Source organism: Seonamhaeicola sp. ML3, from assembly GCF_023273855.1.
Taxonomy (GTDB): Bacteria; Bacteroidota; Bacteroidia; order Flavobacteriales; family Flavobacteriaceae; genus Seonamhaeicola.
In genome coordinates, this window is sequence record NZ_CP096884.1 from 3208887 (window position 1) to 3232772 (window position 23886).

A 23886-nucleotide genomic window follows, 5' to 3' on the forward strand; every position below is an offset into this window, starting at 1 on the left:
GATATAGATATTTTTATTCTATTAAATGTTGGCTTTCATTAATATTATTATTTTAGTGCAAAACTTTTATTTATGGCAAAGAAGCAGATTCTTAATAAAAAGTCGATTGACTTTTTAGAAAAATATTTAAATAATGCAGCACCGACGGGCTACGAGTGGGACGGACAAAAATTATGGATGGACTACCTTAAGCCTTATGTGGATGAATTTATTACCGATACTTACGGGACTGCCGTTGGTGTCATCAACCCTAAAGCGAAATACAAGGTTGTTATAGAAGGACATGCCGATGAAATATCTTGGTACGTAAATTACATTAGCGATAATGGTCTTATTTATGTTATTAGAAATGGTGGTAGCGACCACCAAATTGCACCGAGTAAGGTTGTTAATATTCACACCAAAAAAGGTATTGTAAAAGGGGTATTTGGTTGGCCAGCCATTCATACAAGAAACAGAGCGAAAGAAGAACCTCCAAAACCAGACAATATTTTTATTGATTGCGGATGTGCCAATAAAGAAGAGGTTGAAAAACTTGGTGTTCATGTGGGCTGTGTAATCACATATCCAGATGAGTTCCATATTCTAAATGACGATAAATTTGTTTGTAGAGCCATAGATAACCGTATGGGAGGTTTTATGATTGCAGAGGTAGCGAGACTACTCAAGGAAAATAAAAAAGAATTACCTTTTGGTCTTTACATTACCAATGCAGTTCAAGAAGAAATTGGCTTACGTGGGGCAGAAATGATTACCCAAACCATAAAGCCAAATGTTGCTATCGTAACCGATGTAACGCACGATACCACGACTCCTATGATTGAACAGAAAAAAGAAGGGCATTTGGAAATTGGTAAGGGGCCTGTAGTTGCTTATGCACCAGCAGTACAGCAAAAACTTCGTGATTTAATTATCGATACAGCTGAAGACAAAGACATTCCTTTTCAACGTTCTGCGCTATCTAGAGCTACTGGAACTGATACAGATGCTTTCGCTTACAGTAATGGTGGCGTTGCCTCTGCTCTAATTTCATTACCACTTCGTTATATGCATACTACGGTAGAAATGGTACATAGAGACGATGTTGAAAATGTGATTAGACTCATTTACGAATCGCTTTTGAACATTAAAGACGGTGATACGTTTAGTTATTTCGAATAAAACAGTGAGACTGTTCCAAAAAGTATTTTTTTTGTCAACCTGAACTTGTTTTAGGTTCTTGTAGTAATTGATTTTAAACCACATGTGAGATTCTGAAACAAGTTCAGAATGACAGACAGTTTCAAGTATTCTTCGGACAGTCCCTCTCTTATAGATGGACGAACTTATAGACATAGTTGACGCTCAAGGTAACCCAACCGGACAATCAGAATTAAAATCTGTTATCCACACAAAAGGCCTTTATCACCACACGGCTCATATTTGGTTTTATACGGCAGAGGGCGATATATTATTATCGCAACGTTCTGCCGAAAAGGCTATTTGCCCTTTAATGTGGGACGTATCAGTGGCGGGGCATATCGATGCCGGTGAGTCTCCCGAACAAGGTGCCATAAGAGAAACTCTAGAAGAAATAAGTTTATCTATTTCTGAAACTGCTTTAAATAAAATAGGTGTTTTCGAGTGTTTTCAAGACTACGATAGTGGCATTAAGGATTATGAGTTTCACAATACCTTTATTGCAGAATTAAAAGTCGCTCTTTCTGAACTAGTTCCCCAACAAGGCGAAGTTGAAGCACTAAAACTAGTCACTGTTAATGAATTCCAACATCTTATTAACACTATTGGTAACAACGGAAATCATTTTGTGCCGTCTAATAAAGAGTACTATGAGTTTGTACTTCAAAACATTATTCAAATTTCTAAATCATGAGTTTACTTATAATAGCCTTAGCTCCCGTTTTTTTAATTATTCTGTATATCTATTACAAGGATAAATATGAAAAAGAACCCAAAAAACTATTGTTTTACAACTTTCTGCTAGGGGCAATTGTAAGTATTATAGTCACTACAGTACTCTACTTTGCCATTGGTACTGTTGCAGAATTTAGTAGAACAAGTGTATTTGAGCAATTTATCTATGCTTTTTTTGTTGTTGGACTTGTAGAAGAATTTAGTAAGTACATTATTGTTAGGTATTTTGCACAACCTAACAAGGAATTTAATGAACCTTTCGATGGCATTGTTTACGCGGTAATGGTGTCTTTGGGTTTTGCAGCCACAGAAAATATCTTTTACGTAATCGAGGGAGGATATGCAACAGCGCTTTTAAGGGCTTTTACAGCAATTCCTGCTCATGCTACTTTTGGGATTCTTATGGGGTACTTTATGGGTAAAGCGAAATTTGCAGACAATAAAAAATTCTTGAACTTAATGGGATTGGCACTAGCTACCGTATTCCACGGTGCCTATGATTTCTTTTTGTTTATAGATTTCATCCCCGGAATTTGGGTTGGTGCATTCGTCTCCTTAATAATAGGCATCATTCTATCCAAAAAGGCAATAAAACGACATCAAGCCAACTCTAATTTTAAGTAACAATCGGCTTGGGGTTTCTAATCTAGAATACTTTTTAATGAGAAAACCTCTTTCTTAAGACAAAAAACATCAAAAGAAAGAGGCTTTACGCTGACTTAATTCAAAATTACAAAGATTCCTCGGTGATAAATTTAGTTTCAAATCTTATCATAAGGTCATCCTTTACTTTTAATTTTCCCAATAGCGCTTTAGGTGGGGTTATGTTAAAATCTGTCATCTTTAACTTAGTTTCTCCACGCAATTGCACCGTATTTTCGTTCTTAACCAAATCCAAATCCAGTTGAACTGTTTTTTTGAATCCTGAAATAATTAAATTCCCTAAAACTTCAACTTTAAAGACACCCGGGCTTATTTCTTGAACTTGTTTAACTTTAGAAAGCTCAAAAAGAATATATCGGTATTTATCTGCATTTAGAGTCTTTGCAACGGTTTCAGTAATGCCTGGTTTTACTCCTTTTAAACTTTTTGTAAGTACTGCTAGTGTTAAATGATCAATTTCACAGGTAAAGAGGTCATTAAAACTTATGGAGCCTTGCTGGGTTTCTGCACTGACTTTCCATCCATGTAGGTTTGAAGTACCAAAAACAGTTAAATGCGAAGCACTATTATCAAGTTTAAATATTTGACTTTGTATATGGTTAACTGAAAAACCTAATACAACAAAACATAGAAATAGCTTTTTAAAAAATTTATTAGTTTTCATAATATCGATATTAAATGATTAAAATAACAAGACAAATTTGAAACTATAATTATTACATAAAAATGACTTAAATCAGTTATTTATTAAAAATATGATAATTTTAATATATTTTTTCATCATAAAATTACATTATATTCAAAATTGAAATATTTAAAAATTACATTAAGCTATTGAAATCCATATAAAGCATACAACAAACAAGGTTTATAAACATCAAAACCCACCTATTAAAATTATGTATCTTTAAAGAACAATTTCTCGGTTATGAATAAACACTTTAAAGCGAAAGTTAACGCAGAATACGAATTTGAAATCAATAGTAGTCAAATTGAAGACCTTGATGCTTTTGTACTATCGGAAACCAGTTATCACATCATACATGATGATAAATCTATAGAAGCTGAAATCGTCTCTTCAAATTTTGATAAAAAAAGCTACCAAATAAAAATAAACAACACGAGTTATAATGTTGATATTCATGACGATTTAGATCTGCTCATTAAAAAAATGGGATTTGCCTCTGGCAACTCCCAAAAAATCAATTCCATAAAAGCGCCTATGCCCGGATTAATATTAGAAATTAATGTAAAAGCAGGTCAAACAATCGAGGAAAATGATAACATACTAATTCTCGAGGCCATGAAAATGGAAAATGTAATTACATCTCCTAGAGACGGTATTGTGAAGTCTGTTCACGTAAAAAAGGGGGATGCTGTAGATAAAAACCACCTATTAATTGAATTCGAATAGTGTATGAAAAAAATTTTAGTTGCCAATAGAGGTGAAATTGCCATTAGGGTGATGCAAACAGTAAAAAAGATGGGGATTAAAACTGTTGCTGTTTACTCAACTGTCGATAGGAATGCACCTCATGTAAAATTTGCAGATGAAGCTGTATGTATTGGGGAAGCCCCTTCAAACGAATCGTATTTAAGAGCCGATAAAATCATTGAAGTTGCCAAAAAACTACATGTTGACGGTATTCATCCAGGGTATGGTTTTCTTAGTGAAAATGCCGATTTTGCTGAACTTACAGAACAAAACAACATTATCTTTATAGGTCCGGGTTCTGAAGCTATAAAAATCATGGGCAGCAAATTGGCGGCCAAAGACGCTGTGAAGGCTTACAATATCCCTATGGTTCCTGGAGTTGATAAAGCCATAACCGATGTTAACAAAGCTACACGTATTGCTAAAGATATAGGGTTTCCCATTTTAATAAAAGCCTCGGCAGGTGGCGGTGGAAAAGGCATGCGTATTGTTGAAAAAGAGAGTGATTTAGAGTCTCAAATGCAACGCGCCATTAGCGAGGCAACTTCTGCATTTGGTGATGGATCTGTTTTTATTGAAAAATATGTCACCTCACCTAGACATATTGAAATTCAAGTCATGGCAGACAAGCATGGTAATATACTCCATTTCTTTGAACGAGAATGTAGCATACAAAGAAGGCATCAAAAGGTGGTTGAAGAAGCACCTTCTTCGGTTTTATCTCCTGCATTAAGAGCTAAAATGGGAGAAGCTGCAGTAAAAGTTGCTAAATCGTGCAATTATGTTGGGGCTGGAACCGTTGAATTTTTAATCGATGCGGATCATAATTTCTATTTTCTGGAAATGAATACGCGTCTACAAGTTGAACACCCCGTTACCGAATTAATCACAGGAGTTGATCTGGTGGAGCTCCAGATACGTGTTGCACGGGGTGAAAAACTTCAAATAAGGCAAGAAGATTTAAGCATAAAAGGCCACGCGCTTGAACTGCGGGTTTATGCCGAAGACCCTGTAAACGATTTCCTTCCAAGTGTTGGCAAACTAAGCACATACAAAATCCCTGTTGGTAGTGGTATTCGTGTTGATAATGGTTTTGAAGAGGGCATGGATATACCCATTTATTACGATCCTATGATTTCTAAACTAATCACTTACGGAAAAACGCGAGAAGAAGCCATTCTACTTATGATAAAAGCCATAGAAGATTACCAAATTGAAGGGGTTCAAACCACCCTAGCCTTTGGTAAATTTGTTTGTGAACATGAAGCATTCCGTTCAGGAAACTTCGATACACACTTTGTTAAGAAGTATTTTTCACCGAAAGCTTTACATCAAAAAAGTGAGTATGAAGCTGAGATTGCAGCTTTAATTGCTTTGAAACAGTACCTGTCTGACCAAAAACTTTTAAGATTACCAAACTAAACACCTATGGACTCTAGAATAAAAAAACTTAACGAACGCTTAGCATTGGCACACTTAGGAGGTGGCCAAAAGCGCATAGATAAACAACATGCCAAGAAAAAGCTAACTGCAAGGGAGCGTATTGCGTACTTAATGGACGAGGGCTCTTTTGAAGAAATTGGAGCACTGGTTACGCACAGAACTACCGATTTTGGTATGGATAAAGAAATATATTTTGGTGACGGTGTTGTTACTGGCTACGGCACTATAAATGGTCGCTTGGTTTATGTATATGCACAAGATTTCACCGTATTTGGTGGTGCCCTATCTGAAACCCATGCCGAAAAGATTTGTAAGATTATGGACCTAGCCGTTAAGGTTGGAGCACCAATTATAGGCTTAAACGACTCTGGGGGTGCGCGCATTCAAGAAGGCGTAAAATCACTTGGAGGTTATGCCGATATTTTTTATCGAAATGTACAAGCTTCTGGAGTAGTCCCGCAAATCTCTGCCATTATGGGCCCTTGTGCCGGGGGCGCTGTATATTCTCCAGCTATGACCGATTTTACTATCATGGTAGAAAACACCAGCTACATGTTCGTTACCGGGCCAAATGTGGTAAAGACCGTAACAAACGAAGAAGTAAGTAGCGAAACTCTGGGGGGTGCCCATACACATGCTTCTAAATCGGGAGTGGCGCATAAAACCTCAGCAAATGATATTGAATGCCTCGAAGACCTTAAAAAACTACTCCATTATCTGCCCCAAAACAATACAGAAACGGCCAATACGTTAGATTTTACGCCACAAGATGAAATAAGAGACGTCCTCTCCGGGATTGTTCCTAGCATCCCCAACAAGCCTTATGATATGCATGAGGTAATATCTGGCATTATAGATGTTGATTCCTTTTATGAAATCCATAAAGATTATGCTGAAAATATTATTGTTGGCTTTGCGCGATTAGGAGGAAGAAGCGTTGGAATTATTGCCAATCAACCTCTATTTTTAGCTGGTGTTTTAGATGTCAACAGCTCAAAAAAAGCAGCCAGATTTACGCGCTTCTGTGATTGTTTCAATATTCCCCTCCTCGTCTTGGTTGATGTACCAGGTTTTTTACCCGGAACCGACCAAGAATGGAACGGTATTATAATTCACGGAGCCAAACTCCTTTATGCTTTAAGTGAAGCCACCGTGCCTCGAGTTACTGTAATTACAAGAAAAGCTTATGGTGGCGCTTACGATGTGATGAATTCTAAACATATTGGTGCCGATATAAACTTTGCTTGGCCAGGAGCAGAAATAGCCGTAATGGGTGCTAAAGGTGCTAGTGAAATTATTTTTAAGCGAGAGATAGCAGCTTCTGAAAATCCGGAAGAAAAACTAGCAGAAAAAGAGGCCGAATACGCTGAAAAATTTGCAAATCCTTATCGTGCTGCCAGACGCGGTTTCATTGACGAAGTCATTCTTCCAAAAAATACCAGAAGGAAATTGATAAAAGCATTTTCTATGTTAGAGAAGAAAGAAGTAAAGGTACCTAAACGAAAACATGGTAATATTCCTTTATAAGTAAAAAGGAGGCTCCCTAACTAGCCTCCTTTTTTGTTTTAATTAATTCCTCTAAACTTTTTCTTCTGAATAATAGTTTAGTTTCATTAATTAGCTCTTAGAACCATGTTTTTAAACAAATTTTCATTAAGAAATTTTGCCCAACCAAAAAACAGGTTGAAAAAGCTTTTGAGAGATATTGATGTTGATCAATAGCTTCTTCAAATATCTTAAACTATTGCCAAAATGTTGAAAAATTCACTACGCATTTATTACGCACGCATAATATTTGCTAATTTTTTAATAAAATTTCATAAAAAATAACAAAAACCAATGGCTAACTTAATCTGGAAAAGTAGATTTTAAAAACTCATAAAGTGATATGTTTTCCTTGTGAAAGTTTAGCTTTTTTGTAATTCTATAGCGCTTACTTTCTACAGCTCTTACTGTAGTATTTAGGAATAAAGCGATTTCTTTATTCTTAAAGCCAATGTAGATGTGATAACATATAATTATCTCAGAATCATTTAATTGAGGATACATTTCTTTAAGAATATTGAAAAAGTTAATATTAAAATCGTTGACTAAATCTAGATGATTATTGCTTTCGTCTAATATTGTGGATGAATTTAAATGCAAGTCTCTGTAAAACTCCTTTATCATGTCCTTTTGGACAGAAACATCGTGTACATTGGAAATCATTTTTACTTTATTCTTCATGTTACCAATGTAATCCTCCAAACCTTGAACTTTTACCGTAAGTTTCTCGTGAGTAGATTTTAAATGAGAGAGGTTTCGGTTCTCAACATCTAAGTAATGTAACTTGAGTTTTTGTTTTCTGTAATAAATCAAATACAATGAACTAATAACCAATAAAACACCAAAAACTACAATACCAAAAAGTCGGAAAAAATACTTTTTCTCACTTTCCACAGTCAGTTCCGATTCTGTCTCCAATAGAGCCTTATTGATATGAAGGCTTGAATCCAGCATGTATTTAAACATATTATCTTCATACTGGCCAAGTGAATCTAAATAAGCTTTAGATTTTTCTAAATCTCCCATATTGGAAAAAACATCAGCGTAAGCCCCCAAATATTTCCTAACGGTGACTTCGCTCATATCAAATCGTTTTTTCGATGCTTCAGAAAGATGATATAATGCCTTATCGTTCTGATTTTTTTTAATATAAACTTTTGCAAACAATGTATTCAAACTAACCTCGAAAGCATTGAAGTTGTAACTTGACAGCTTGCTATTCCCCTCTAAGCTTTTGAATTCTTTAAAGCGTATCTTAGCATTATCTAGATCGTTTAATTTTAAATAATTATTTGTAAGCATATAAAGACCAAAAAGATAGTAGTATGGGTCATCCTCTATACTCTTATAGCTTTCTATACTTTTAAGCAACAAATCAATACTAGCTTCATGTTCACCATCCATGAGCTTAGCATACATTTTCCATTGCTCAACCTCAAGTACCCCATTTTCATAATCACATAATTCGTAATATGTTTTGGCTTTTTCAAGGTAAGCAAAAGCAAGAGAATCTAGTTTTGCAGAATACAAGATTGAAAATAACTCAGAACAAGAAAACCCTGCTGTTCTGTTGTTTTCTTCCTTATTGGCATATTTTAGTGCTAAAATATAACTATTATATTTTCCAGTAGGCTCATTTAAACCGTCATGTATTAGAGCTTTCAACACATAATATCTGGATAAATACCCTTCTATATGATTTTCAACGGGTTTCGGAATGGAATCCAAAAAAACAAGAGCCTTATTTTCACTGTATTTAACATTAATATAATAATCGGCTGAATCTAAAAAACGAGAATATTCATCTTGGGCTTGTAATAAACCAAATGATAGGAAACTAAAAACTACCAGTCCTTTTATTTTTAAATTGTTTTTGAGAGAATGAAACAAAATAATGTAATAGGATTAATTAATAAAATGTCTAATAACGTAGGGGTAGATTTACGCGAAAATATTAATTACTTGACAAAAAACAATTTTTATAGAAAAAATAGTGCATTTTCATCGAAAAAGGTAATACTACACTTACATTAAAATATATGTCGCAAAACACAACTGAAATTTACAAAAAAAGTGCTCTTTTCAGAGCACCTTTTACTATTAATCTATTTAGGTTTGAGTTTAGAACTCTAAATCGGATACTAAATCGAATTCGTCATAGATAACCTTATCTTGCAAATTATCGAAAAAGCTGGCTGAGCCATATCTTACATCGTATTTTGATCTGTCAATCTTTATATTGGCTGTAGCTTTGTTGCCGTATATAGACATATCGAAAGTAACTGGGTTAGTTTTTCCTTTGATAGTAAGATCACCAGTAACTTTATAAGAATTTTTACCAGAAGCCTCTACACTAGTAAAGATTAAGTTAGCTGTTGGGTACTTTTCAACACCAAAAAAATCATCAGACTTTAAATGCCCATCTAATTTATTTTTCCAGTTACCTTCTAAATCTGTGGTATTGATAGAGGTCATATCAATCACGAACTCCCCGCCTACTAATTTATCAGCTTCGAAAGTTAAGGATCCAGACTTTATAGCAATAGTTCCCTCGTGTGAACCAGTAACTTTGTATCCTTTCCAGACTACTTTACTTGATTCTGTTTTAATTGCTTTTTTCTCTTCATTTAAAGTAGTAAAAGAAAACGTTACGAAAGCTAGTGCAACGATAGCAGTTTTTTTAATTATGTTTTTCATTTCTATATGGTTTTAAATAATTGACGTAACAAAGATCGGCAACTTACACGATTCTAAAAATAATGTAGTTTATTAATTAATGTTAATCTAGTTTAACTAAGTCATTGCCAGTTTACGCTTTATTTTGCTCAAAAACTCTTTGGTTATACCCAAATAAGACGCCACCATATATTGTGGTACGCGCTGTTCTATGTTCGGGTATTGCGTTCTAAAATGCAAATATTGCTCTTTGGCCGTTAAGCTAAAATTTCTAGCAATGCGTTTTTGTGAAGATACCAGAGCGCGTTCTAGCATAATCCTAAAAAGGCGCTCTAGTTTAGGAATTGTTTGTAATAATTGTTCTTGAGTATGGTATGGAAACTGAATAACCTCTGTGGGCTCCAAGCATTGAACGTTATAATCGGCAGGAGTTTGGGTTATAAAACTTCCTATGTCTGATGTCCACCAATCCTCAATAGCAAATAATATGATGTGTTCCAAACCTTTATCATCCACATAAAACGTTCTTGTACACCCAGAAACAACAAAACTACTGTATTTGCACACATCTCCCTGTTGCACTATGTAATGCCCCTTAAGATACTTTCTATATTGAACTACAGAAAGTAAGATAGCTTCTTCCTCTTCGGTTAAGGTGACATGCTTTCTTATATATTGTAACAACGGGATTCCTTCTTGTCTTGTCAATTTCTTTTTAATTTTTTAACTCTTAATTTGTAAAATGACTTGATTAATCACAAATAACGTTCATTAATTACCTTAATATGCCACAGATAATGCCCCAATATAATGAATGCAGCTGCTCTGGCCGACATATTATCTCCATTAGCTATTCCAATCGCTTTTAAATCACTATCGGCTAAACTCTTTAAGAGTACAATAAAACTATCCCTAACAGTCTTAAATTCTTCTATTAATAATCCAATTGTTTTTGAGTTTGCTCGAGATGGCTTAATATACTCATCTTGTTCAAACCCTGGTATTGGTGTTTTATCATGTCGAGCAATATGAAAACACCTAAACTGAAATACGCGTTCGGTATCAATGAGATGTTGCAAGACTTCTTTAATAGTCCATTTGCCTTCTTGATAACTATAATTTAATTTGTCTTCAGCAATAGACTCAAAAAACCTGATAACTTCCTGTGCCTGATTCCTAAATCCTTCTGCCAAAGTGGTTTCCTCAGGCACTAAGTCGAGATATCGACTGTAGAAAGCATTATATTCTGATACTTTAAGCTGATTTTTATTCATAATCTGTATAAAATATTATTGCTAAAGATACTATTTATTGGGTGTAACATTCGTTATATATTCGTTAATAATTTCTTTTTCCTTCCTAGCCATTTCACTAATTTTAGAGCCTAAATTAATCTCATTTAAACTAAATACGCATGAAAATTATAGGTATTGGAAAAAACTATGTTAGCGATAAAAATGAAATAGCCGATTTAAAGGATGGGCACCAATTAATATTTCTTAAAGCCGATAGTACATTAGTTACAGGAAATAAAGATGTAGAATACCCCGCTCACCTCTCTAATGAAGTGGTTTACGAAGTAGAATTATTAGTTAAAATTGGTAAAACTGCAAAAAATATTACTAAAGAAGATGCTGCTAACTACATAAGTGAAATCGCCGTTGGTATTGACTATACAGCAAAAGACATGTTAAATGATAGCAGAGATAAAAAATGGCCTTGGGCTTTAGCTAAAAGCTTTGATGGGGCTTCTCCTATTTCTGATTTTAAACCTATTTCTGATTTTCCAGATCTTGATAATATTAATTTCGACCTAAAGATAAACGGTGTTCCTACTCAAACTGGAAATACGAGTTTTATGATTTATAATTTTAGTGAAATTATTGCTTATGTATCGCGAGTTATGACTTTAAATCCGGGTGATTTAATTTTTACTGGAACACCAGCCGATGGTATTGGCCTAATTAATAAAGGTGACCACTTAGAGGCTTCAATAGAGGGTGAATTATTATTGGATTTTAAAACGATATAATTATAATCTAACAGGTAAACAAAAAGCTACCAATATGGTAGCTTTTTGTTTTTGTAGTTTTTGTAGTTTTTGTAATGACTATTTAAAGAACATTATCCATTATATCTTGAACCACCTCTGGATTTAACAAGGTACTTGTATCACCAAGGTTACTTGTATCCTTATGAGCTATTTTTCTAAGAATACGTCTCATAATCTTACCTGATCTTGTTTTTGGAAGCCCACTTGTAAACTGAATTTTATCTAATTTAGCTATAGGCCCTATGTGTTCTGTTATGATTTGATTTATCTCATTTCTGAGGTTATTATGATCCCTGCTCTCTCCTGTATCTTTCAAGATAACATAACCATATAGTGCATTACCTTTCACATCATGCGGGAATCCAACAATAGCAGATTCGGCTACGGCAGGGTGCTCATTTACAGCATCCTCAATTGGTGCTGTGCCTAAATTATGACCCGAAACTATAATTACATCATCTACCCTACCTGTTATCCTGTAATAACCAACCTCATCTCTTAAGGCCCCATCACCTGTAAAGTATTTATTTTCAAATGCTGAAAAATAAGTATCCTTATAGCGCCCATGATTGCCCCAAATGGTTCTCGCCATACTCGGCCATGGGAATTTCACACATAATCGCCCATCTACTTGGTTGCCCTTAATTTCTTCTCCATTTTCATCCATTAATGCAGGTTGAATACCAATAAAAGGTAAAGTAGCATAGGTTGGTTTCGTAGGAGTTACAAACGGAATTGGCGTAATCATAATACCTCCTGTTTCAGTTTGCCACCATGTATCCACAATAGGACTCTTCTTTTTGCCGATATTATCATTATACCAATGCCAGGCCTCTTCATTTATTGGTTCTCCAACAGAGCCCAGTGTTTTTAAAGACGATAAATCATATTTCTCTACCAGTTCCGAACCTTGTTTTGCTAAAGCTCGAATAGCTGTGGGTGCCGTGTAGAATTGATTTATTTTATGTTTTTCTACAATCTCCCAGAAACGTCCGAAATCTGGATAGCTCGGCACACCTTCAAACATTACGGTGGTTGCTCCATTGGCTAATGGCCCGTATACAATGTAACTGTGTCCTGTTATCCAACCAATATCGGCAGTACACCAGTAAATATCATTCTCGCGGTATTGAAAGACATTCTTAAAAGTATAGGCCGTATAAACCATATAACCTGCTGTAGTGTGTACCATACCTTTAGGCATTCCTGTAGAGCCAGATGTGTAAAGAATAAATAGCGGGTCTTCGGCATTCATAACCTCTGCTTTACAATTTGGCGAAGCTTCATCCAAAAGAGGCTGTAACCATTGATCACGACCAGCTTCCATATGAATATCTGTTTCAATACGTTTGGCAACTAAAACAGTTTCAACACAAGAACAATCATTTAAAGCTTCATCAACAATGCCCTTTAAATCGATGGTTTTAGCACCACGGTAAGACCCGTCGCTGGTAATCACCATTTTACATTCAGAATCGTTTATTCTTGTGGATAATGCTGTTGATGAAAACCCAGCAAATACAACCGAATGGATAGCTCCTATTCTAGCACATGCCAATACAGAAATTGCTAGCTCGGGAATCATGGGTAAATAAACACAAACCCTGTCTCCTTTTCTAATGCCTTGCGATTTTAGTACATTGGCAAACTTATTAACACGCTCAGAAAGTTGATTATAAGTAATACTTTCGGCAGTTTCGTTCGGATTATTCGGTTCAAACAAGATAGCTGTTTTTTCTCCTCTTGTTGCTAAATGCCTGTCAATGCAATTTTCAGTAATATTCAATTGAGCACCTTCAAACCACTTAACTTCTGGTTTTGAAAAATCCCAACTTAAAACCTTGTCCCACTTTTTACGCCACATAAAATGCTCTTCGGCTATTTCTTCCCAAAAATTTTCGGGTTCCCTAACCGATTTTCTATAGACTTGATAATATTCCTCTAAATGCTTTATGTGGTAATTACTCATGTTTAGTTGTTTTATTATGGTTGTCTAAAATAAACAATTCAAGTAAAAATCATATACCTTGAACCCTAACTTTAAATTTTTAAGCCTATATTTAGTTACATCTTTTTTTATGCAAAAAACTAAAAGGTTATATTTTATAGATGCTGTAAGGGCTTTTGCTATTTTAATGATGCTTCAAGGGCACTTTATAGATACCGCATTAGATCCAGCTTACAGAGACACTGACAATATTGCTTACAATATTTGGCTTTATTTTAGAGGTATTACCGCCCCAGTATTCTTCACCATATCTGGCTTAATTTTTTCCTATTTATTACTAAGAGCGCATTCTCAAAATAACGATAAAGCAAGAATAAAAAAAGGGTTCTTTAGAGGGTTACTGCTTATCTTAACGGGCTATCTACTACGTGTAAATTTCTTTAGTTGGTTGTCTGGAGATTTCAATACCAATTTTCTTAAAGTAGATGTCTTACAATGCATAGGCTTGTCTTTAATTCTTTTAATTGGATTACACTTGCTTTTAAGGAAATACAGCTACCTATTCTCAATAGTTTTATTCACCATAGGCTTTTTATGCTTTTTAACCGAACCGTTGTATCGAGATTTAGAACTCAATAACATCCCTTTATTATTGGCAAATTATTTATCAACAACCCATGGTTCTGTATTTACGATATTACCTTGGTTTGGCTACTCTGCTTTTGGAGCTTTTTTAGCAACAGTATTTTTTAGGCATGCCGATAAACATAAATTTAAGTTTTTAACCATAATCATTTTTGTCGTTACTGGCTATTTACTCATGTTTCATTCTTCCTGGTTTTTAAATGAAGTGTTTCATATTAGCGGTATAGAAATATTTCATCTAAGTGCTGGTTACAACTATCTATTTACTCGTTTTGGAAATGTCCTCGTTTTATTTGGTCTTTTTTATACTTTAGAACGATACCTCAAAGCTTCGTTCATTGCTAAAATTGGACAAAAAACTCTATCCATCTATATATTTCACTTTATTTTACTTTTTGGAAGTTTCACAGGTTACGGATTAAAAAGATATCTGACTAAGGTTTTAAATCCGCAAGAAGCCATTGCCGGTGCTTTTCTTTTCATCTTTTTTGTATGCACCATAGCTTTTTATTACGCCAAGACCAACGCGTTCCTATACTCTAGGATAAAATTTTTGATAGAAAAAATGAAAAGTAATTAACATTTATTTCGACTACTGGTTCATGAAGTTTTTAAACACACTAATTATTGCTTTTATATTTCAAATGGGTTGGTCTCAAACTACTCACAACCATGTCCTCGATACGGTCACAATGCCATCACTAACTTATAAGGTAATTAAAAGAGACAGCCTTAAACTAGATTTATACAAACCCAACCAATCAGATAGTTCTAAACCACTAATAATCTTTGTGCATGGCGGAGGCTTTGCAAGCGGTTCTAGAAATGAACCCCATATCACTAAGTTTTGCAAAAAACTTACCCAGCATGGCTTTGCTGTAGCTTCAATTTCCTATAGATTAAGTATGAAAAACAAAGGGTTTGGATGCGATGTAAAACGAAAGGATAAAATAAAAGCATTCAATACAGCTTCTGAAGATATAAGTCATGCCACTAAATTTTTAATAAAAAACAGTAAAAAACTGGGGATAGACACCAATAAGATAGTCTTAGCGGGCACAAGTTCTGGAGCAGAAGCAGTATTAAACCTTGTTTATTTACATGAAAACAAAATACTACCCAAAGATTATAAATACTCAGGTGTTATTGGGTTTGCTGGCGCAGTAACATCTTTAGAAAAAGTGAATGCATCGAAAGCCATACCCACTCAATTATTTCATGGAACGAATGATAATTTGGTACCTTACTACATAGCAGCTCATCACTTTTGTAATGAAGATAAGGCCGGGTATTTAATACTTCATGGATCTCGTGCCATAGCAGATCGTCTAAAAGGTCTAGGAAAAAGTTACTATTTGGTATCGATTATTGCCGAACCACATGAAAGATCGAGCGCTCCCATGTTTACTCATTTTAATGATATTCTAGATTTTCTCAATAATGATGTTATGAGAGAAAAAATTAGACAAACCGAACGTACCTTAGGTTTCTAATTGTTGCTTGTTACTATCACTTTTTTTTCATAATTCTGAACTCAAAGAATTTAGTATTAATGATGTGAAGAAACTTCGCTAGCACCCTTGGGTATTCTTATATCCTCGACCAACTTTTGAATTTCTTTAGATGGCGCCTTAGTAAATCTCATAATAGTAATGGCAACCCCAAAATTTAAGAGCATAGCAACTGTCCCAAAACCTTCTGGAGATATCCCAAACCACCATTCGCTCTTATCTGGTAAGGTTTCATCGAACCAACCTAATTTATACTTAATCATGTAAAGCAACATGGATACAATACCAACTACCATTCCTACAATAGCACCTTCTTTATTCATACGTTTGTAAAAAATCCCTAAAACAATGGCTGGAAAGAATGACGCAGCAGCTAAACCAAAGGCTAAAGCTACAACAGCAGCAACAAACCCCGGAGGGTGAATACCATAGTAACCTGCTATAACTACCGCCCCTACGGCAGACAAACGCGCGGCTATTAACTCGCCTTTTTCTGAAATAGAAGGTTTGATAACTTTCTTAATTAAATCGTGTGATACCGATGCCGAAATAACCAATAGCAATCCGGCAGCAGTAGATAATGCTGCAGCTAAACCACCGGCAGCAACTAGCGCTATAACCCAATTAGGCAATTTGGCAATTTCGGGGTTTGCTAACACCATGATATCTCTATCAACAGTTAATTCATTCTTTGATTTATCGGCTAAATATTGAATATTACCATCTCCATTTTTGTCTTCAAAACTTATAAGTCCTGTAGTTTCCCATTTCTTAAACCATTCGGGCATCTTGGCATAGGGTTGATTAGAAACCGTTTCAATCATATTTGTTCTTGCAAAAACAGCAACAGCAGGTGCAGTTGTGTAAAGAAGTACAATTAATAGTAAGGCAATACCAGCTGATTTTCTGGCATCTTTTACCCGCTTTACGGTAAAAAACCGAACAATTACATGAGGCAACCCAGCCGTACCCACCATAAGTGCTAACGTTATGGCAAACATGTCTATGGTTGATTTGGTTCCCTCTGTATATTCTGAAAAGCCTAACTCGGTGCTCAAACCATCCAGTTTATCCAAAAGGTACCCTGAGCCATCAGTCAACTTGTCTCCAAAACCAAATTGTGGAATAGGATTCCCTGTCATTTGAAAAGAAATAAAAATAGCAGGAACCATAAAAGCAAAAATAAGCACACAATATTGGGCTACCTGCGTATACGTGATACCTTTCATCCCTCCAAGAACAGCGTAGAAAAGAACAATGAGCATCCCAATAATTACACCAGTGTTAATGTCTACCTCCAAAAAACGTGAAAACACAATACCAACACCACGCATCTGCCCAGCCACATATGTAAACGACACAATGAGCGCACAAAACACTGCTACAATTCTTGCCGTTTTAGAATAGTATCTATCTCCAATAAAATCGGGTACAGTAAATTTACCGAACTTACGCAGGTAAGGTGCCAAAAGCAGTGCCAAGAGCACATAACCTCCAGTCCATCCCATAAGATAGACTGCACCATCGTAACCAGCAAAAGAAATAATACCGGCCATAGATATAAATGATGCTGCACTCATCCAATCGGCCGCAGTTGCCATACCATTTGCCCAAGGCGAAACACCACCTCCGGCTACATAAAATTCTTTTGTAGAACTTGCCCGTGACCAGATTGCGATACCAATGTATAAAGTAAATGTTAATCCAACTAAGATATAAGTCCAATCCTGTACGCCCATAGCTGCAACTAGAAATTTAATCGTTATAGCCATATTTTTTATCCAGTTTATTCATGAGACGTACATAAACAAAGATGAGAATAACGAACACATACATAGACCCTTGCTGTGCAAACCAAAAGCCTAGTTTAAATCCGCTTATTTTAATAGTATTTAATTCGTCTTTAAACAAGATACCTGCTCCATAAGATACTAGAAACCATATTAAGAGGAGTGCTAAAACATATTTAATGTTTTCTTTCCAATAGGCTTTTGCCTTATTTTTATCAGTCATTTTTTAGTTGGTTATAATTTCTAAAGATAGAAAAATGTATTTTTAGGGTTACAACACTATCTTAATCAAATTTTAAATCATGGCTTACGACAACTATTTAGCAGACCGAATTATCAATCAGCTTAAAGAGAAAAAAGTAAACTTCACAGATCAAAAAATGATGGGTGGATTGTTGTTTAAATTAGATGGCAAAATGCTTTGTGGTATTAATATTGACAAAAAATTTGGCGATAGTCTATTAATGGCACGTATTGGTGAAGACGCTTATGAAAAAGCGCTTGAAAAGCCGTATTGTTTGCCCATGGATTTTACCGGCCGCCCCATGAAAGGTTATATTTTTGTTACACCCGAGGGTTTTGATTCTGAAGATGATTTAAGTTACTGGCTAGATTTATGTATTGCATTTAACCCTAAGGCGAAGGCGAGCAAACCTAGAAGGAAAAAATAAACTAAGTTTTACACACCCACTTCATTGCATTTTTTTAATATTTTTTTGGAAACATGACAAATGTTAGTTTTTAATAGATAACCCCAATGTACTTTTGGTTCAACAATATTTAGGATATAAAACTCCTTAAAAACTAAAGACTTGAACCTAAAGAAAAAAGAAATTCTACCCAACAAAAAGTCCAGATGGCGTCCCGTAGCTATTGTGCTCATAGGTGCTCTTGTAGGTTTGGGCTTTTTTATGGCTAAGGAAGCCTCGTTAGTTTCCTATATGTCTAACAAGCCAGAGGCTTGTGTTAATTGCCATGTCATGACCCCTATGTACAATAGTTGGATGCACAGTTCTCACCGCGAATATGCCAACTGTAACGATTGTCATGTTCCTCATGATAACGTAGCAAACAAATACTTTTTTAAAGCTAAAGACGGTTTATTTCATGCCTCGATTTTTACAGCTAGAATGGAGCCTGAAGTCATGTTTATGCGCGAGGCTTCCGAAGAAGTCGTTCAAGACAACTGTATAAGATGCCATGTTCAACAGGTAACACAAGTAAAATATGATGGTTGGCTAGACGGACACAAAGCGAGTAGAACAGACCGAAAATGTTGGGAATGCCATCAAGAAATACCTCATGGTACTGTTCACGGTATTTCAACTATAAGAAACAACATTGCGCCAATTCCAACCGATACGGTTACCACAGTAATACCTAAATGGCTGGATAATAAAATAAACGATTAAAACTAATTTACACGACCCACAAATATTTTTAAAAAGATGAAAAACAAAGTATTATTTATTGTAACTGTAGTTGTAGTTTTCCTTTTGGGATTACTCGCTTCGAGCATTGTAAATAGGAAAAACGAAGCTAAATACAAGTATGTTCCTCAGGTGGAGATTGCCGAAAATGAACCAAGAAATGAGGAATGGGGGAAAAATTTTCCGGCAGAATACCAATCATTTTTGCAAACCGAACAAGGTGACTTTGCTTCTTTTCAAGGTGGTAATGCCATGAGAGATATGTTGGAAGAAGATACACGATTAGCAGTACTTTGGGCAGGGTACGGATTCGCTAAAGACTACAATCAAGGTCGCGGTCACCAATACGCTGTTGAAGACATCCACAACTCCTTAAGAACTGGTGGGCCAAAAGGTAAAGGTGACGGACCAATGCCAGCGACTTGTTGGACTTGTAAATCTCCGGATGTACCAAGATTAATGAACGAAATTGGAATAGCTGAGTTCTACAGCGGTAAGTGGGCCGATAAAGGTGAAGAAGTTGTAAACCCGATTGGTTGTGCAGATTGTCACGATTCCAAAACTATGAAATTAACCATTACGCGTCCAGCATTAGTTGAGGCGTTCGAAGCCATGGGCAAAGACATCAATAAAGCAACACACCAAGAAATGCGCTCTTTGGTTTGTGCACAGTGTCACGTAGAATATTACTTCAACAAAAACACACCAGGTAAAGAAGGCGTGCCTTACTTAACATTCCCTTGGAAAAACGGTATGTCTGTTGAAGCCATGGAAAAATACTACGACGATATGAACTTCAAAGATTGGACACATAAATTAAGTAAAGCGCCAATGCTAAAAGCACAGCATCCAGGTTACGAAACTTACCTAACTGGTGTTCACGCCGACAGAGGCGTTTCTTGTGCCGATTGCCACATGCCATATAAGAGCGAAGGTGGTCAAAAATTCACAGATCACCACATACAGTCGCCTCTTAATAATGTAGCCAACTCTTGTCAAGTATGTCACCGTGAAGAAGCCGAAAAACTAAGAACTAATGTTTACGAGCGTCAGCAAAAAGCTGCAGAAAGCAGATTGCGTTTAGAAGATGCCTTAGTAAGAATGCACGTAGAGGCTAAAAAATGTTGGGACTTAGGTGCTTCCGAAGAACAAATGAAAGACATCTTAATGGACATTCGTCACGCACAATGGCGTTGGGATTATGCAGCAGCAGCCCACGGTGCCTCTTTCCACTCTCCGGTTGAAACAGCTAGAGTATTAAGTAGCGGACTAGACAAAGCTACCGAAGGTCGTGTAAAACTGGCTCGCTTATTAGCAGAATTAGGACATAACAAACCTGTTGAAATACCAGATATTTCCACTAAGGAAAAAGCACAGGCATATATTGGTTTAGATATGGAAAAACTAAACAAAGAAAAGGAAGAATTTAAAGCAAATCTTCTTCCAAAATGGTTAGAAGCAGCAGAAAAAAGAGAAGCTACTTATGGTACTAAGTAAGTTTCCAAGAAAACTAAATATTTAAGTTAAGTAATAGTAAGGCCTTCTTGGCCGAAAGAGGTAATCTTTGGAGGCGTTTCAAAGATTATCTCTTTTAAAAATAAAGGTATGAGCAAGTTATATAAATTCTTTTCCTCTTCAGGATTAGCATTAATCCTGTTATTGGTGTTCGCAATAGCCATGGGCGTTGCTACGTTTGTAGAAAATGATTACGGTACAGCAGTAGCTTGGGCCAGTATTTACGATTCTTGGTGGTTCGAAGTTGTAATGGTCGGCCTCGCCATAAGTTTTGTCTTCAATATTTTTAAATACAAACTGTATAGAAAACAGAAATGGGCCATTTTCTTATTTCATATTGCTTTTATTGTCATTATCCTTGGGGCAGGTATTACGAGATATACGGCATTTAGTGGTATTATGCGTATTCGTGAAGGGAGTAGTTCTAATGTTATTATCTCAGATACAAAACTTTTAACGGCAACAATTACCGACGGCAAAAACGAAAAGACCATTCACAAAAAACTGAGCTTTTCGCCGTTGGAAGACAATCATTTTGAAATCGAAACTGATTTTAATGGCAAAGACATCAACATTAGTTATAATGAATATATCGCTGATGCTTCTCCAAAAGTAATTGAAGATTCCATTAACGGAAAACCACTTTTAGAAATGGTTGTTACCTCGGGCAATGGCAGAAATACCATTTACTTAGAGAAAGGAGAAATAGAACGCATAGGGTCGCACCAGCACGAAGTTGGTTTTGAGTCCAATAAAGAAGACATCATCAATATTTATGAAGATGACGGTACTTTTAAAATAAGAAGTCCGCATCCGGTAGATTTCTTTATTATGGCCAGTCAGCAAGCTGGTAAAATAAAGCAAGATACGCTTCAGCAGATATCATTAAAGACTTTGTTCCGTTCAGGAGATTTTTCTTTTGTACCAACCGCCTATTATCCAAATGGCACTTTTAAATTAGAGAGTTCTGCAATTACTAAAACCGATAACGATGCTACTTTAGATGATGCTTTAATCGTGAATGTTAAAGTGGGAAACGAAGCCGTTCAAGAAACCAACCTACTTTATCGCGAAGGTTTTTTACCTATAAAACATATTGGTGAGTTTGAGGATGACGTGCAGATCATCCTATCTTATGGTGCAGGAGCCATAGAATTGCCATTTTCATTAAAACTGAACGATTTTCAATTAGAACGCTATCCAGGCTCATCAAGTCCATCTGCCTATGCCAGTGAGGTTATGATACTGGATGATGGACAACAAATACCGTATAGAATATTCATGAATAACGTTTTAGACCACAAGGGCTACAGGTTTTTTCAAGCCAGTTATGATACCGACGAACAAGGTACGGTTCTATCTGTAAATCACGACAGTGTGGGTACATGGGTAACTTATATCGGCTATTTTTTAATGGGTCTAGGTATGTTTTTCACCTTCTTCGGAAAGACATCGCGTTTTCAAATAATCAATAAAAAACTGAAAAAATTAAAAACCAAGACCGCTGTAGCTGTTGCTATTTTGACGTTATGGTTTGGTATGCCATTCGCCAATGCAACCACTAATCAAGATAGTATTCCTGATGCACCTTCAATTGAAAACTTAATAAAGTCACAACAGATTGAGCAACAACAAGCCGATTTTTTTGGGCGCTTATTGGTTCAGGATTTAGACGGACGGATTAAACCCATAAACACACTGGCTTCAGAATGTATAAGAAAGATTTCCAGAAAGTCGTATTTCAAATACCCAATAGACGGTGAAAACTTTAAACTTGATGTTAACCAGGTCTTTTTAGGAATGCACATGGCGCCAGGTGTTTGGCAGCGCATCCCTATTATTAAAGCCGATTCTGAAAAAACCGGTGACTTACTAAACGATATTCCTGTTGGTAAAAATGGACTGTATGCTTTTGTTAGCTTTTTGGATGAAAACGGAGCATATTTACTATCTGAAACGGCAGAACAAGCCAATAAAAAGAAACCCGCCGAACGTAATGAGTTTGATAAGGAAGTCTTGAAAATTGACGAGCGTTTTAACATCCTTTACAATTTATTCACCGGTAATTATCTCAAGGTTTTTCCAAATAAAGAAGACACTAATAATACTTGGTTTAGTTACACGCACGACTTCAAGGATTTTAGTGATGAAGATGGCAGGTTTGCCAAAAGTATTCTACCGGCATACTTTAATGATATGAGAACAGGTAAATACAATGAAGCCTATGAGAAAATAGGCTACATTAAAAAGTACCAAGACGTTATTGGAGCCAATATTATTCCGTCTCCAGAACGTATTGAGGCCGAGTTGTGGTACAACAAAGCCAATATTAATTTTTGGTTGTTCCAAGTGTTCTTTACCATTGGTTTTGTGTTGTTAATTATGGCCATTGTAAAGATGTTCCTTAACAACAAACTGGTAGATATCGTTTGGAACGGGCTTGTCTTACTCACGCTTATTTCGTTCTTGTTATTTACATTCAATATTATTTTACGTTGGTATGTATCACAGCATGCCCCATGGAGTAATGGTTACGAAATGCTGGTCTTTGTGGCTTGGTGTTTATTATTAAGCGGACTCTTAACGTTTAGAAAATCTGATTTTTCTTTACCGCTCTCCACCCTATTTTCTGGCGCCTTACTGTTTGTGAGTTATCTAGATTGGCTTAATCCAGAAATTACTAACCTCATGCCGGTATTAAAATCATATTGGTTGAAAATTCATGTGGCGACTATAGTTAGTAGTTATGCGCCTTTAGCCTTATCGGCCGTTTTAGGCATCATGGCATTGTTGCTCATGTTATTCAAAACCAAAAAGACTAAAGATATCATCGAAATAAAAGTAAAGGAACTGTCTTACATCAACGAGCTTTCCATGACCATAGGGTTGTTCACATTGGCAGTAGGAACTTTTCTAGGAGGTGTTTGGGCCAATGAAAGCTGGGGACGCTATTGGGCATGGGATCCAAAAGAAACTTGGGCACTTATTAGCATAATAGTATATGCTATTGTGTTACACTTGCGGTTTGTACCAAAGTTGAACAACTTCTTTACGCTTAATGTGGCCAGTATGTTTGCTTTTTGGTCAATTATCATGACCTCTTTTGGAGTAAATTATTACCTGTCTGGCTTGCACAGTTATGCCTCTGGAGACCCTGTTCCTGTCCCAAAATTTGTGTATTTGATTTTTATGGGTATGGTATTGATTAGTATTCTCGTGGCTTTTAAACAGGGAAAAAACAAATTACAAACAACTAAAGGAACCCGATAGTTATTTTTTTAAAATTTAAACCAAAACCTGACAAAAGTTAGATTTTAT

The 23886-nt window shown here is 35.8% G+C and carries 21 protein-coding genes; 13 read left to right on the forward strand and 8 right to left on the reverse strand.

Annotated features, from left to right (window positions below):
* Positions 1-72: 72 nt before the first annotated feature.
* From M0214_RS13950 to M0214_RS13960, 3 genes are all read left to right on the forward strand, one after another.
* A complete protein-coding gene (locus M0214_RS13950; protein ID WP_248723174.1) occupies positions 73-1161 on the forward strand; it encodes a M42 family metallopeptidase in 1089 nt (362 codons plus the stop codon).
* A 154-nt stretch (positions 1162-1315) separates the two neighbouring features.
* Positions 1316-1873, forward strand: a complete 558-nt coding sequence (locus M0214_RS13955; protein WP_248723175.1) for an NUDIX domain-containing protein — start codon at positions 1316-1318, stop codon at positions 1871-1873.
* Positions 1870-2538: a PrsW family intramembrane metalloprotease gene (locus M0214_RS13960; protein ID WP_248723176.1), complete on the forward strand. Its 669-nt coding sequence runs from the start codon at positions 1870-1872 to the stop codon at positions 2536-2538. Before M0214_RS13955 ends, M0214_RS13960 begins: the two co-directional genes overlap by 4 nt.
* Positions 2539-2644: 106 nt before the next feature.
* Here the strand turns inward: M0214_RS13960 and M0214_RS13965 are convergent, their stop codons facing one another.
* On the reverse strand, positions 2645-3241 hold the full coding sequence (locus M0214_RS13965) for a YceI family protein (RefSeq protein WP_248723177.1): 597 nt from the start codon (positions 3239-3241) through the stop codon (positions 2645-2647).
* Positions 3242-3505: 264 nt separating this feature from the next.
* On the opposite strand from M0214_RS13965, the gene M0214_RS13970 reads away from it, so the two are divergent.
* Genes M0214_RS13970 through M0214_RS13980 form a run of 3 tightly spaced genes read left to right on the forward strand, consistent with a single transcriptional unit; the run spans position 3506 to position 6982 of the window.
* Positions 3506-3991 carry an acetyl-CoA carboxylase biotin carboxyl carrier protein subunit gene (locus tag M0214_RS13970; protein ID WP_248723178.1) on the forward strand — a complete coding sequence of 162 codons (486 nt, stop codon included), beginning with the start codon at positions 3506-3508 and terminating at the stop codon, positions 3989-3991.
* A gap of 3 nt (positions 3992-3994) precedes the next feature.
* The gene (gene accC, locus M0214_RS13975; protein WP_248723179.1) at positions 3995-5434 is read left to right on the forward strand and encodes an acetyl-CoA carboxylase biotin carboxylase subunit; all 1440 of its coding nucleotides are present in this window, start codon (positions 3995-3997) and stop codon (positions 5432-5434) included.
* Between the two features lie 6 nt (positions 5435-5440).
* Positions 5441-6982: an acyl-CoA carboxylase subunit beta gene (locus M0214_RS13980; RefSeq protein WP_248723180.1), complete on the forward strand. Its 1542-nt coding sequence runs from the start codon at positions 5441-5443 to the stop codon at positions 6980-6982.
* A gap of 321 nt (positions 6983-7303) precedes the next feature.
* On the opposite strand, the gene M0214_RS13985 is transcribed toward M0214_RS13980, so the two are convergent.
* The 4 genes from M0214_RS13985 to M0214_RS14000 all read right to left on the reverse strand — a co-directional run bounded on the left by M0214_RS13985 (position 7304) and on the right by M0214_RS14000 (position 10950).
* Entirely contained in the window at positions 7304-8890 is a 1587-nt protein-coding gene (locus M0214_RS13985) for a hypothetical protein (protein WP_248723181.1), read from the reverse strand.
* Between the two features lie 231 nt (positions 8891-9121).
* Entirely contained in the window at positions 9122-9697 is a 576-nt protein-coding gene (locus M0214_RS13990; RefSeq protein ID WP_248723182.1) for a YceI family protein, read from the reverse strand.
* A 96-nt stretch (positions 9698-9793) separates the two neighbouring features.
* The gene (locus M0214_RS13995; RefSeq protein WP_248723183.1) at positions 9794-10384 is read right to left on the reverse strand and encodes a Crp/Fnr family transcriptional regulator; all 591 of its coding nucleotides are present in this window, start codon (positions 10382-10384) and stop codon (positions 9794-9796) included.
* Between the two features lie 47 nt (positions 10385-10431).
* On the reverse strand, positions 10432-10950 hold the full coding sequence (locus M0214_RS14000) for a DinB family protein (RefSeq protein WP_248723184.1): 519 nt from the start codon (positions 10948-10950) through the stop codon (positions 10432-10434).
* 140 nt (positions 10951-11090) lie between these two features.
* On the opposite strand from M0214_RS14000, the gene M0214_RS14005 reads away from it, so the two are divergent.
* Positions 11091-11708, forward strand: a complete 618-nt coding sequence (locus M0214_RS14005) for a fumarylacetoacetate hydrolase family protein (protein WP_248723185.1) — start codon at positions 11091-11093, stop codon at positions 11706-11708.
* 82 nt (positions 11709-11790) lie between these two features.
* Here the strand turns inward: M0214_RS14005 and acs are convergent, their stop codons facing one another.
* Positions 11791-13698 carry an acetate--CoA ligase gene (acs, locus tag M0214_RS14010; protein WP_248723186.1) on the reverse strand — a complete coding sequence of 636 codons (1908 nt, stop codon included), beginning with the start codon at positions 13696-13698 and terminating at the stop codon, positions 11791-11793.
* A gap of 109 nt (positions 13699-13807) precedes the next feature.
* Between acs and M0214_RS14015 the strand changes: the two genes are divergently transcribed.
* Together M0214_RS14015 and M0214_RS14020 are read left to right on the forward strand one after the other, a co-directional pair.
* Positions 13808-14902, forward strand: coding sequence for a heparan-alpha-glucosaminide N-acetyltransferase domain-containing protein (locus M0214_RS14015; RefSeq protein ID WP_248723187.1), 1095 nt, complete (start codon positions 13808-13810; stop codon positions 14900-14902).
* Positions 14903-14924: 22 nt separating this feature from the next.
* Positions 14925-15815 carry an alpha/beta hydrolase gene (locus M0214_RS14020; protein WP_248723188.1) on the forward strand — a complete coding sequence of 297 codons (891 nt, stop codon included), beginning with the start codon at positions 14925-14927 and terminating at the stop codon, positions 15813-15815.
* Between the two features lie 56 nt (positions 15816-15871).
* Here M0214_RS14020 and M0214_RS14025 read toward each other — a convergent pair whose 3' ends face one another.
* Both M0214_RS14025 and M0214_RS14030 read right to left on the reverse strand, forming a co-directional pair.
* Positions 15872-17572 carry a sodium:solute symporter family protein gene (locus M0214_RS14025; RefSeq protein ID WP_248724972.1) on the reverse strand — a complete coding sequence of 567 codons (1701 nt, stop codon included), beginning with the start codon at positions 17570-17572 and terminating at the stop codon, positions 15872-15874.
* Between the two features lie 16 nt (positions 17573-17588).
* Positions 17589-17846 (reverse strand): DUF4212 domain-containing protein, encoded by a 258-nt coding sequence (locus tag M0214_RS14030; RefSeq protein WP_248723189.1) that lies wholly within the window; start codon positions 17844-17846, stop codon positions 17589-17591.
* A 79-nt stretch (positions 17847-17925) separates the two neighbouring features.
* Between M0214_RS14030 and M0214_RS14035 the strand changes: the two genes are divergently transcribed.
* The 4 genes from M0214_RS14035 (at position 17926) to ccsA (ending at position 23838) form a co-directional block, all read left to right on the forward strand.
* The gene (locus M0214_RS14035) at positions 17926-18294 is read left to right on the forward strand and encodes a TfoX/Sxy family protein (RefSeq protein WP_248723190.1); all 369 of its coding nucleotides are present in this window, start codon (positions 17926-17928) and stop codon (positions 18292-18294) included.
* Between the two features lie 141 nt (positions 18295-18435).
* On the forward strand, positions 18436-19035 hold the full coding sequence (gene nrfH / locus M0214_RS14040; RefSeq protein ID WP_248723191.1) for a cytochrome c nitrite reductase small subunit: 600 nt from the start codon (positions 18436-18438) through the stop codon (positions 19033-19035).
* Positions 19036-19071: 36 nt separating this feature from the next.
* The gene (nrfA, locus tag M0214_RS14045) at positions 19072-20550 is read left to right on the forward strand and encodes an ammonia-forming cytochrome c nitrite reductase (RefSeq protein ID WP_248723192.1); all 1479 of its coding nucleotides are present in this window, start codon (positions 19072-19074) and stop codon (positions 20548-20550) included.
* Positions 20551-20658: 108 nt separating this feature from the next.
* Positions 20659-23838, forward strand: coding sequence for a cytochrome c biogenesis protein CcsA (ccsA, locus tag M0214_RS14050; protein ID WP_248723193.1), 3180 nt, complete (start codon positions 20659-20661; stop codon positions 23836-23838).
* Positions 23839-23886 lie beyond the last annotated feature (48 nt).